General features: G+C 65.9%; 9 protein-coding genes. 2 read left to right on the top strand and 7 right to left on the bottom strand.

The genetic code is table 11. From position 1 onward, the window contains the following. Positions 1-94 precede the first annotated feature (94 nt). From ligD to FJ958_RS07925, 7 genes are all read right to left on the bottom strand, one after another. Complete coding sequence (gene ligD, locus FJ958_RS07955; protein WP_140741331.1) at positions 95-2587, bottom strand: DNA ligase D; 2493 nt, start codon at positions 2585-2587, stop codon at positions 95-97. A gap of 245 nt (positions 2588-2832) precedes the next feature. Next, the gene (locus FJ958_RS07950) at positions 2833-3057 is read right to left on the bottom strand and encodes a hypothetical protein (protein ID WP_140611511.1); all 225 of its coding nucleotides are present in this window, start codon (positions 3055-3057) and stop codon (positions 2833-2835) included. A gap of 226 nt (positions 3058-3283) precedes the next feature. Then, on the bottom strand, positions 3284-3592 hold the full coding sequence (locus FJ958_RS07945; RefSeq protein ID WP_140698783.1) for an EthD family reductase: 309 nt from the start codon (positions 3590-3592) through the stop codon (positions 3284-3286). Positions 3593-3671: 79 nt separating this feature from the next. After that, positions 3672-4865, bottom strand: coding sequence for a GNAT family N-acetyltransferase (locus tag FJ958_RS07940; RefSeq protein WP_246679540.1), 1194 nt, complete (start codon positions 4863-4865; stop codon positions 3672-3674). Between the two features lie 58 nt (positions 4866-4923). Further along, positions 4924-6150: a GNAT family N-acetyltransferase gene (locus FJ958_RS07935; protein WP_140741329.1), complete on the bottom strand. Its 1227-nt coding sequence runs from the start codon at positions 6148-6150 to the stop codon at positions 4924-4926. A gap of 9 nt (positions 6151-6159) precedes the next feature. Continuing rightward, entirely contained in the window at positions 6160-7464 is a 1305-nt protein-coding gene (locus FJ958_RS07930) for a hypothetical protein (protein ID WP_140741327.1), read from the bottom strand. Beyond that, positions 7461-8630: a glycosyltransferase family 4 protein gene (locus tag FJ958_RS07925; protein WP_140741325.1), complete on the bottom strand. Its 1170-nt coding sequence runs from the start codon at positions 8628-8630 to the stop codon at positions 7461-7463. The genes FJ958_RS07930 and FJ958_RS07925 overlap by 4 nt, the downstream gene beginning before the upstream one ends. 439 nt (positions 8631-9069) lie before the next feature. Here FJ958_RS07925 and FJ958_RS07920 point away from each other — a divergent pair, with 439 nt between their 5' ends. After that, positions 9070-10239: a DUF1972 domain-containing protein gene (locus FJ958_RS07920; RefSeq protein ID WP_140741762.1), complete on the top strand. Its 1170-nt coding sequence runs from the start codon at positions 9070-9072 to the stop codon at positions 10237-10239. Continuing rightward, a complete protein-coding gene (locus FJ958_RS07915; protein WP_140741323.1) occupies positions 10236-11507 on the top strand; it encodes a cellulase family glycosylhydrolase in 1272 nt (423 codons plus the stop codon). The genes FJ958_RS07920 and FJ958_RS07915 overlap by 4 nt, the downstream gene beginning before the upstream one ends. Positions 11508-11565: the final 58 nt, after the last annotated feature.

Below are 11565 nucleotides of genomic sequence, written 5' to 3'. Positions count from 1 at the left end.
AGATGAACTCGGTATGATTACTTCCGGCGTCGGCGCAGCCCCCTCTCCGTCCGCTGCGCGGACACCTCTCCCCCACTTGCGGGGGCGAGGAACCCTAATTCTGCAAGGTCGGCAAATCCCGCGCGAACCCGTCGATCTCCGCCCAGGGATCCCCCGACGTCTCCAGCAAGCCCGGCAGCGACGAATAGTTCAGATCCTGCGGCGCGTCGATCGCCTCCAGATCCGCCCAGCTCACCGGTGTCGAGGCCGGCAGGTTGGTGCGGGCGCGCAGCGAATAGGGCGCGGCGGAGGTGTGGCCGCGCGCGTTGCGGTGATAGTCGATGAAGATGCGCTTCTTGCGGTTGTCCTTGCCCATGGTGGTGGTGAAAGTGTCCGGCGCGGTCGCCGCCAGATGGGTTGATATCGCGCTGGTCGCCTGGTGCAGCTTCTTCCAGTTCTGCTTTTGCGTCACCGGCACGGTGATGTGGATGCCGCTGCCGCCGGAGGTTTTTGCAAAGGGCACCAGCCCCAGCCCCTCCATCTCGCTTTTGATGTGCACGGCGGCCTCGACCACCTCGCGCCACGAAATCCCCTCGCCCGGATCGAGGTCGAGGACAATCTGGTCGGGCTTGTCGAGGCTGGCGCGGTGGGTGCCCCAGGTGTGGAACTCGACGACGCCGAACTGCGCCAGCGCCAGATAGCCCTTGACCCCTTCGACCGAGAGATAGGATTTGGTCTCGCCCTCGGAATTGGTCGCCTGGAACGTCACCACCGAGGGCGGCATGCCGGTGAAGGCGTGGCGCTGGAAGAAGCAGTCCTTGGGCAGGCCGGTCGGGCAGCGCACCAGCGACACCGGCCGCCCAAGGATATGCGGCAGCATGAAGTCGCCGACCAGAGCGTAATAGACGGCGATGTCGAGCTTGGTTGGCCCGGTCTTGCCGAACAGCCGCCGCTCCGGATTGGTCACCCAAATGGTGGCAAGGTCGGCTTCCGAGATCAGCCGCTTGCGCTTGGCCGAGACCGGCGTCGACAGGCCGACATCCCTGAGGCCGCGAAACACGCCATGGCGCAACGCATTGTCCGCCGTGCGGTTGGCGTAGTGGATGCGGGCCGAAAACAGCGGCTTCACCCAGTGCATCTCGCGCATGATCTCGCGCGGCACGCCCTCGGGCGCCGTCGCGCCCGAGGTGATCGGCTCCAGCCGGGCCAGCAGGTCGGCCGCCGTCTCGGCGTCGAAGCCGGTGCCGACCTTGCCGCGATAATGCAGTTCGCCATCCTCCCACTCGGCCATGCCAAGCGCGGCCAGCCCTTCCGCCGCTTCCGAGGTCGTGTATCCCGCGATGACGAAATCGCCGTTCTTCAGCGCCTTGGTCTTGGTCCAGCTCTTGGTGCGGCCGCTCTGGTAGATGGCCGTGGCGCGCTTGGAGACGACCCCTTCAAGGCCCAGATCTGAAGCCTGGTCATAGAGCCCCTGCCCCGAGCCTTCGACATGGTCGGAGAACTGGATGGCGGAATTGGCGCCGAGGCCGGTGAGCAGTTCGGCCAGAAGCGCCTTGCGCCGGATGAGCGGCACCTTCGTCAAATCCCAACCGTCGAGATGCAGCAGGTCGAAGGCATAAAAATGCAGCTTGCTGCCGGCGCCCTCGGCCAGCGCGTCCTGCAGCAGCGCGAAACGGGAAATGCCCTTGGCGTCGAGCACGACGATCTCGCCATCGATGATCGCCTCGCGGCAAGGCAGTCTGGCAAAGGCATGCGGGAGATCACCATAGCGCTTCGTCCAGTCGATGCCGCCACGCGTGATCAGCCGCACCTCTCCGTCGGACAGATGCGCCATGGTGCGGTAGCCGTCGAATTTGATTTCGTGCAGCCAGAGCTCGTTCGTGTTCTCGGCAAGGCTTTCGCCGCCCGGCGGCTTCGGCACCTGTGTCGCCAGCTGCGGCTCGATGCGACGGAGCGCCGGCGCCTTGACCGCGCCCGGCAGCGTGCCGGGCTTCAGCGAACCCGGCTTCGGAGCGGACTTCGCGGTCGGCTTCGTCGGCGCCACCAGCTCCTCGATGCGCAGGCCGGATTTCACGCTTTCCGGCCGCGCCTCGAGGATGTCGAGCCTGGTGTCGGAAGCGAGGTCGCGCTCCTTGAACAGCAGCCAGTTCTTCTTGTTCTCATCCTCGCCGGCCTTGGGCTTCAGGCGGGTCAGCATCCAGCCGCCATTGAGCTTTTCACCGGCCAGCCGGAACTTGAAGGCGCCGGTCCTGAGGCTCTTCTCGACATCGTCCATCGGCGCCCATGTGCCGGTGTCCCAGACGATCATCGGCCCGCCGCCATATTCGCCCTCGGGAATGACGCCCTCGAAGTCGATATATTCGAGCGGATGGTCCTCGGTCTCGACCGCCAGCCTCTTGTCGGCCGGGTTGAGCGAAGGCCCGCGCGGCACCGCCCAGCTCTTCAGCACATCGCCGACCTGCAGGCGCAGATCGTAATGATCGGCGGTTGCGTGGTGCTTGTGTACGACGAAGCGGTTGCCTTCATCGAAGATAAGTCCGCCGGCGGGTTCGGGGGTTTTCGAGAACTCGCGCTTGGCGCGGTAGGGCTTGAGCTTGGAGGAGGACATTGGTCAGGATCCGAGGCGCACGGCAGCCGCCAACCGCCTCGTTACTTCGCGTTCCGCAAACCTCGCGGTCGTCATCCTCGGGCTTGACCCGAGGATCCATGCCGTGACCGCTACCGTGGAGCGCAGCCGAGCGGAACCTGGACCGCAGCGGCGTATTGATGTCACGGCATGGATCCCAGGGTCTCCGCGACGTCGCTTCGCTCCTGCTCCGCCCTGGGATGACGAAAGCGTGGAGGCCATACAGCTCAATCGTCAGCAGCCGGCGTCAGTTCGAGCTCGGCCGGCGTCAACCCCTGTTGCAACTGGGCGAGCCGGAACTCGTCGACCCAATAGGCCTCGCCGTCGACCAGCACGCGCGCCCGGTAGGCGCCGTCCGAAAAGCTCTGCGCGGTGATGTAGACCTTGTGGCGGTCGAGCGCCTTGCGCACGGCGGCACGCTTGGCATTCTGGCCGGTGACGGGACTGAACATGGCGCTGCCCTCGGTCGCCCTGACACAAAACATGGCCGCTTCCGCGGCCCGGCGACTGGGCTCAAGGATGACGGAGACGCGCTGTCCTGTCAATTTGGCGGGCCACGCCCTTCGGCGATTGACGACCCGCTGGTGTCAGGCGAGTTGCGATGGGAGGAATTTTTCCAGGCCTTCGAAGGGCTTCGCGCCTCGGCTTGAATCAAAACTTCAAGCAGGAATGGCCGCGTCACACGTCCTCGCTGTCGAAGATCAGCATATCGGCGCCGCCGGTCGCGAAGACCTGGAGGTCGGCGGCGGTCGCCTGCCCTTCGGCGCTGGCGAATGCATTCTGGATGGCGGCCAGATCGTCGAACCGCAAGGTGGCGACCAGATGGACCTTTGCCGGCCCCGCCGGGGTCATCACCGGACCGCTGCTGATTTCGTAGCGCCGCAATCCCGGGATGGTCTTGGCCAACGGAATGTGTTTTTCGCGATAATAGGCATCGAACGCCGCCGGATCCGCGGGCGTGCCATACATCACCACCAGGCTTGCCATCAGTGCCTCCCCGAAGCCGTTGCTCTTTCGGCAGCGTGATGGTTTGCGGGGAGCCCGTCAATCCGTGTTGGCGGGAACCTCAGTTCCTCAATCGCCGCAGCCGGCGCATCACGCCCTGCACCGCCTTGAACAGTCCCGGCCTGGAGCGCACGAAAAGTTCGGTCTTTCCGCGCAGCTTGATGTAGGCGGTCGCGCCCCCGCCCCGCAGCGTCATCGCCTCGCACAACTCGGCCAGCACCGCGCTCGAAGCGCCGATATGCTGCTTGTACCCCTGGCTGCCGACCGACAGGTCGAAATAGTCGAGCCCCCGGGCGCGCGCCCACACCATCAGCTTGCCGATCGTCGTCAGGCCTGGCGGGGTGTTGGCCACCGCGTCCTGGTCGATCCCCAGCAGAAGGGCGTGCAAGGTGCCCTTCATGATCAGCACATAGATGACGGCGAGATAGGCTTCCCCGACACGCAGCCCGAACAGCCGCACCGAGCCGTCGGACAGACCTCGCAGGGCGGCGTCGCGGTAGAACGCGACGACCGGCGCCTGCGTCAGCAGGTCGAAACGCCCGAGCTCGCGGAAGCGGTTGAGCCTGAGCTCCAGCAGCGTCGCGAACTGCTTCTCCACCATATCGGGCGTTCGGGCTTCGACCAGATCGAGCTTGCCCATCTGTTCGAAACGGCGGCAGTGCTTGTGGAAATTCTTGGCGAAGGACGATTTGCAGATGCGCTTGATCAGCGTCTCCGGCTCGCCATCCATGGCCAGGCCCGAGGCGATCTGGATGGAGTCGCGCGACGCCGAAAGCAGCGCCAGCGGATTGGCGACGCCGTGGATCCGTTGCGGGATGCCCGCGATATGGATGCGGTCCGCTGGCGGCAGCACGGCGCGGACCGCCGCCCAGGCGGCGTCGGCGGTCTGTTGGGTCCAGGGTCTCGCGTCGGCCAGCAGCGGCGCCGAATAATCGCAGACTCCGCAGCTCAGCCATTCGATCACATAATGGCCCAGCGCCCGGCGCCGCATCAGCGGCAGCAGCATGGCCGGTGCGCCCGTGGCGGCGTCGTTGACCTCGACGACGAGCAGGTCGGCACTTTTGGGCATCAGCCATCTGGCGATCCCTTCCACCCAGGCAAAGGCCTGGTGGCCGGTGCACAAACCATTCGCCTCGAGGCGCAGCCACAGCGGCTTTACGCTGTCGAGGCTGGTGTGCAGCCGCGCCGTATAGCGCGCGGAGGTGCCGGTGCCCGCGGCAACCAGCGAAACCGGCCCGTCGGGTCTATCAATCATCGCAGCCGCTCGCATTGCCTGGCTTGCCACATGCTTCTCCTGTCGTTCTGGCCCGCCCTCAGCTTCCTCCACGCAAGCGCCGCAAACCCCGCATCGTTCCCTGGACCGCCTTGAGCAGCCGTGGGTTGGCGCGCACGAAAGCCTCGGCCCGGTTGCGGAACTCGATGGCGTTGCTCGCCACACTGCCCCGCATCGTGAACCCGTAGCGGAGTTCAGCCAGGACCGAGCCCGTGGCGCCCATATGTTGCTTGTAGCTCTGGTTTCCGACCGACAGGTCGAAATAGCCAAGCCCCTGTTCGCGTGCCCAGCTCATTAACCTGCCCATGATTGCAAGTCCCGGTGAGACATTGGGCACGACGCTCTGGTCCATCGCTATCAGGAGAGCATGAACGGTCCCTTGATGGACCAGCAGATATTGAACCGCGATCAGGGCCTCGCCGACGCGCAGGCCGAAAAGCCGCACCGAACCGTCCGACAGGGCCCGAATGGCTGCGTTCAGGTAGAAATCGACAATCGGCTTCTGCGTCAGCAGGTCGAAGCGGCCAAGCTCGCGAAAGCGGTCGAGCCGCATCCGGACCAGCTCGCCGAAAGTATCCTCCACCTTGGCCGACGTATCGGCCTCGACCAGTTCCACGCCGCCGAGCCGTTCGAGGCGGCGCCAGTCCTTGCCGAACTCCTTGACGAAGGAGGGCCTGCACAGGCGCTTGAGGACGGTTTCCGGGTCGCCGTCGATGGCGAGGCCGAAGGTGGTCTGGATGGAATCGCGCGTGGCCGGCAGCAAAGCCAGCGGATTGGCAACGCCGTGGATCCGTTGCGGAATTCCCGTGATGTGGACGCGGTCCGCCGGCGGCAGCACGGAACGCACCGCCGCCCATGCGGCCTCGGCCGATTGCTTGGTCCACGGGTTCGCATCCGCCAGCAGCGGCGCCGAATAGTCGCAGACGCCGCAGCTCAACCATTCGATCACCCAATGGTGGAAAGAGCGCCGCCGCATCAGTGGCACCAGCATCCTGGGCGTGCCCGTCGCGGCGTCCCTCACCTCGATGATGATCGCTTCGGCACCTTTCGGCATCAGCCGCGCGATGATCTCCTCGGCCCACGCATAATGCTGGTGGGCGGTGCACACGCCGTCTGCCTGGAAACGCAGCCAGAGCGGCCTGACCGTTTCGAGGCTGGTGTGCAATCGTGCCGTGTAGGTGTCGTTCGCGGCTACGGCGACGGGAGGAGAGACCTGCCCGCCGGGCATGTCGGTCACCTCAGCAATTCGCACTGCCTGGCCTGCCACATCCCTCTCCTATCGTTTTGCCGCGGCGAACGTGACCGCCCGCCGCCGCCACGAACCCGGCAGACTGTCGTGCTGCTGGTCCGGATGCTCGATGTTCCACATGCGGTGATGCGTGAAATACCATGATGCCGCGAGCACGAAGGTCTCGGAGACCGCCGAACCCAGCAGCGCCCAGGGTGGGGAGGCGATCGCCAGCAGGATCGCGATCAGCGCCAACCCGACGATCGCGCCGCCCATCGTGATGAAGGCGACGATCCGGAAATCGCCAAGGATCTCAAGGACGATGCGGGGCATGATGTAAAGCATGATCGGGACGAAATTCGCGATCACGAAAAGCCCGATGAACCCGACCGAGGCATCCTGGAGAGCCTGGGATTTCACCATCGGCAGGACGAACATGACAGCGCATCCATAGACCAGGCCGCCCAGCCCCATGACGAGCGACCAGATCTTCGCCTGCGTCCAGACGCGGCCTGTTTCATTGTGCTGCATGAGCTTCGCGAGTTCCGGCTGCGTCATGTTCACGAAGGCAAGGCTGATGATGCGCAGCGGCGCAAAGAACACCAGCACCGCCGCCAGCGGTGCGTAGGCGGCAGGCCCGGCGATGCCCGCGACCAGCAGCGCCAGGCATTGCCCCTGGATGTTGGTGGTGGTCGCGCTGAAGGCCGACCAGCACAGCTGGCGCCAGAGCCTGGCATAGCGCCGCCGCGTCGGCATGCGAAAGCTGATGCGAAGCGTGCGGCGCGCCAGCCGGACCAGGACGAGGATACCAACCAGATTTGCCGCGGTAAGCGCGTAGAACGTGGCCTGCAGCGCGTCCTTTGCAAACCAGATCGTCAGCCCGGCCAGCACGGTGCCGGAGATTGTGAAGGCGGCATCGCTGATGGAGACGATCACCTGCAGGCGGCGCGCGAAGAATGCCGTGCGCATGTGGCTGCGCAGCGACCAGGCGCCGACGAAGCAACCGGCGGCAATGCCGCTCGGGTCGCCCAGGAGATGCATCAGGACAGCCGTGCCTATCGCCATCAGCAATGCCACGACCAGCGCCGCCGTTCCGAAGGCCACGTCATGGGCATCGACGCCGGCGCTGTTGGTGCTCTTGCCCATCCATATCGAGGCCGGAACGGCGGTCAGCGACCTGATATAGGACAGGCCGACCCCGCCCATCACCATCGCGATGGCGAAAAGGCCGTAGCCTTGCGCCGACAGCATGTGCAGCAGCGTGATGTTAAGCGCGAAATGAAAGCCGCTCTGCATCGCCTCGCCGCCGATCATCAGCACGAGCCGCCGCACAAGATGGCCAGGAAATTTCATGGCCGTGTCTCCGCCTGGCGGGCGGTTGCCGCCCTGGCCGGCCTTGCCATGGCCGCTTTCAGTTTGTCGGCGGCGATGGCGGTGATCGCGGCCGCGGCGACCGGCTCGCTGAAGATCGCCTCGTAGCGCTTGCGCCCGGCGGCGACAAAGCCGCGCCAGGTTTCGGGCCGCAGGACGATCTCCTGCAATTTCGCGGCAAGGGCGGCTGCGTCGCCCGGCGGAACGTGCCAGCCGGTCTCGCCGTCGGCGACCACTTCGACCAGCCCGCCGATCGCCGACACCAGCGGCGGGCGGCCATGGGCCATCGCCTCGATGGCGACGCGGCCGAGCGATTCCGGGCGCCGCGACGGCACGGCGACGATGTCGGCCCAGCGATAATGCTCGGACGGGTCCGGTATGAACGGCAACACGCTGACCCGCTCGGCGAGCCCCATGCCGCCGACCAGTTCGGCGAGCGCACGCTCGCGCTCGACGCTTTCGAAGGCGCCGCCGACCAGCCGCGCCTCGATCCTCGGCTTCAGCTCCGCCGGCAGCGAGGCGATCGCTTCCAGCAGCACCTCCTGACCCTTGATCCTGTTGACGCGGCCAAGCAGCAGCACGCGCAGCGGGCGCTTGCCGTCATAGGTTATCGCTTCGGCCGCCGCCGGACCGGCAACGCCATTATAGACGACATGGGAGCGCGCCGATCCGGGATCGCCGAACGCGGCGCGCGTCGCCTTCGAATTGAAGATGAGATCGGCATGGCTCCAATGCATCAACCCGACGAGGATCCGGCGCAGCACGCCTTCGGGAATTTCGTGGATGTGCAGCAATGCCTTGGTGGGCAGCAGGCGCGAGGCCAGCGCATAGTCGGCGACGATCGAAGTGTTGACGTAGACGAGGTCGCAATCGCGCAGGCGCCGCCATGCCCGCCATACCGCGACCGGCAGCCGCGCCATCTCGATGGTGGCAAGGCGCGCCATGGCCTGGCGCCTCAGCACCCAAAGCGGCTCGAAGACGATGCGGCTGGCGTGAGGTTCCAGGATCTGCACGATCGGCCCGCTACGCGGCAGGACCACCTCGATGTCGGCGGACGGAAACGCGGCGCGCAACGCGGCGACGCTCTCCGCGAAGCTGCGGTCGGAGCCATAGAGCTCATAGCCCTGATGGACGCATGCAATCCGCATATTCCCAAGCATCTTTCTGCCAGGGGAAGTTTGATGATCCCCGCCGCCTGACGGTACAGGCGACTGGAAATCTCAAGCCCAACACCCTTTGGACTTTCACTGGTTGCCGGTATGGTCGTGAAGCGGATGTCGAATCCGGATCAGCCACACCATTCCGCACGTCCTCCGCCGATTCTGACGCACAGAAATCCCTGAGCAAGGATCATGCCGGGCCTGATTTCTCCGTCTGGTGGTCGCCAGGGCCGGCAATGCCTCGTTTCGATACACATACGTGCGGAAAGTTGACCGATAGTGAAACGACTCCGGCGTTCGGAAGAAATATTTTACAACCCGGGTGCAATAATTGCCGCGTCGGAGCTGGCAGACATGTTGCATGCCAGCTTTTGAGATCAGACAGCCTCGCACCGCGGATCGAGCGGACTTGAAAGCGCCAATGGCCATGAAATCGGAAAAGCCTTCCATCCTGATCCTGGGAACGCGCGGCATCCCCGCGGCCCATGGCGGCTTCGAAACCTTCGCCGAGAAGCTGGCGCTTTTTCTTGTCGGGCGCGGCTGGAAGGTCGGCGTCTATTGTCAGGACGAGGTTGCGCGTGTCGACCAGAGGGTGCGCGTCGCAAGCTGGAACGGCATCGACCTCATCCACATCCAGGTCGCCTCGAAAGGCCCGCGCGCGACGCTGGAGTTCGACTGGCAATGCGTGCTCGACGCCGCCCGGCGGCCCGGCGTCTGCCTCGTGCTTGGCTATAATGGCGCGGTCTTCCTGACCTGGCTCAGGCTGATGCGGCGCAAGATCATCACCAACATGGACGGCATCGAGTGGCGCCGGCCCAAATGGGGTGCCGCGGCGCGCACATGGTTCTGGCTCAACGAGTGGCTCGGCGCCTGGGCCTCGCACCGCCTGATCGCCGACCATCCCGTCATCGCGGATCATCTGGCAACGCGCCGGCCGCGCAGCGCCATCGCCACCATCGCCTATGGCGCCGACCTGGTGACAGCGGCACCGGAGGCGCCGGTGCGCGCGCTCGGCCTCGAGCCTGGAAAATACCTGATCTCGATCGCGCGCATCGAGCCCGATAACAACATCCTGCCCATCGTCGAAGCCTTCTGCAGCCAGAAGCGCGACATGAAGCTGGTGGTGCTGGGCACGCTTTCCGATGACATTCCCTACCATGTCGCCGTCCGCAAAGCGGCGAACGCCTCGGTGGTCCTGCCGGGCGCCATCTATGACCAGGCAACGGTGAGGGCTCTCAGGTTCCACGCCCGCGCCTATCTGCATGGCCACACGGTCGGCGGCACCAACCCGTCGCTGGTCGAGGCGCTGGCCGCCGGCAACATGGTGATCGCCCATGACAATCCGTACAACAGATGGACCGCGGGGGCCGCCGCCATCCACTTCACGGACACGCAAAGCTGCGCCGAGCGGATGCGCCAGGCGATGGAAGATGACGCGCTGGTCAAGGCCGGTGGTGAAGCCGCCAGGAAGCGTGCGCGCGAAGCCTTCCGCTGGGACGACGTCCTGCTTGCCTATGAGAATGAAGCCTACCGGCTTCTCGGCGTGACCGCCGCGCGGCCGGCCGCGATCGAGCGCCCCTCACCCGGCGCCGTATGACGGGCTGGTCGCGGCGGCGGCTTCTGCGCACCGCGCTGTCGACGGCGCTGGTTCCCGCCGCGCTGGCGCCGCTTTCTCCTATGGCGCCCGCCCTTGCCGCCAGCGCAGAATGGCGTTTCCGCCGCGGCGTCAATGCCTGGCCGTGGTTCGCGCTGACGCGCGAATTCCCGGCGCCGCGCACCGACTATGACTGGCCGCCCTTCCAGTCGCAGCGCCCGGTGCCGACACCGGACGACCTTCACCGGCTGCGCCGGACGGGGCTCGACTTCATCCGCCTGCCCGTCGATCCCGGCCCGTTCCTGGCGGCCGAGCCCGCCGCGCGCGGCAAGCTGCTGGACATGATCGACGCGGCGGTCGCCGCCGCGCTCGACGCCGGTCTCGGCATCATCGTCAACGTCCAGGCCAATGGCGCCACCCATTACTGGAACCCCGATCGCATGGTCTCCAGCACCGCCGCGCCCGAATTCGAAGCCTATCGCGGATTGGTTGGCGAACTGGCCGGCAGGCTGGAACGGTTTCAGCCGGGCATGGTGGCGCTGGAACCGGTCAACGAGCCGCCGCAATCCTGCGATTCCAACGTCTGGTCGCAGGTCCAGGCAGCCCTTCTGACGGCGGCCAGGGCGTCATCCCGTAGCTTGCCGCTGGTGGTCACCGGAGGCTGCGGCTCGATGGTGGGTGGGCTGGCGGCACTCGATCCGGCGCCGCTGGCCGCCTTCGAGCCGATCTTGTTCACTTTCCACTTCTACGAACCCTATCTGTTCAGCCACCAGGGCGCGCCCTGGATGCGCGAACCCGTCTACCGCGCGCTCAACAATGTGCCGTGGCCGGCATCCGCCGGCTCGCTCGAGCGGACGCTGGCTTCCGTCAGGGCGCGCATGGCCAAGGATACCGAGACCACGGACGAGGCCAAGAAAGCCGCCTATGCGCAAACCGAACGTGTGCTGAAGGTCTATTTCGACGCCCGGCCCGACCGCTGGTTCATCGACAGATATCTCCGCCAGGCGCGCGACTGGGCCGATAGCCACGGCATCGCGCCGGCGCGCGTCATCATGGGCGAATTCGGCGCGCTGCGCACCGACGCCCGCTACACCGCCGCGCCTAACCCCGACCGCGCCCGTTACATTTCCGATGTCAGGCAAAGCGCGGAGTCGTTCGGCTTCCCCTGGGCGTTTTGGGACCTCTTCGACGGCATGGGCATGATGGACGATGCCACGCGAGCACTGGACCCGGCGATGATCGAGGCGCTTGGGTTGAGGATGGCGGAGTAGACGGCAGCCCCAGCGCTTCGTCATCCTAGGGCGAAGCAAGGAGCGAAGCGACGCGGCG

Source organism: Mesorhizobium sp. B2-3-5, from assembly GCF_006442395.1.
Classification (GTDB): domain Bacteria; phylum Pseudomonadota; class Alphaproteobacteria; order Rhizobiales; family Rhizobiaceae; genus Mesorhizobium.
This window is presented reverse-complemented; position numbering and strand designations above follow the sequence as displayed.

Coding starts and splice junctions, on each gene's coding strand:
- FJ958_RS07920 (WP_140741762.1), top strand. CDS start 9,070: ATGAAATCGGAAAAGCCTTCCATCCTGATCCTGGGAACGCGCGGCATC.
- FJ958_RS07940 (WP_246679540.1), bottom strand. CDS start 4,865: ATGATTGATAGACCCGACGGGCCGGTTTCGCTGGTTGCCGCGGGCACC.
- FJ958_RS07925 (WP_140741325.1), bottom strand. CDS start 8,630: ATGCGGATTGCATGCGTCCATCAGGGCTATGAGCTCTATGGCTCCGAC.
- ligD (WP_140741331.1), bottom strand. CDS start 2,587: ATGTCCTCCTCCAAGCTCAAGCCCTACCGCGCCAAGCGCGAGTTCTCG.
- FJ958_RS07950 (WP_140611511.1), bottom strand. CDS start 3,057: ATGTTCAGTCCCGTCACCGGCCAGAATGCCAAGCGTGCCGCCGTGCGC.
- FJ958_RS07915 (WP_140741323.1), top strand. CDS start 10,236: ATGACGGGCTGGTCGCGGCGGCGGCTTCTGCGCACCGCGCTGTCGACG.
- FJ958_RS07930 (WP_140741327.1), bottom strand. CDS start 7,464: ATGAAATTTCCTGGCCATCTTGTGCGGCGGCTCGTGCTGATGATCGGC.
- FJ958_RS07945 (WP_140698783.1), bottom strand. CDS start 3,592: ATGGCAAGCCTGGTGGTGATGTATGGCACGCCCGCGGATCCGGCGGCG.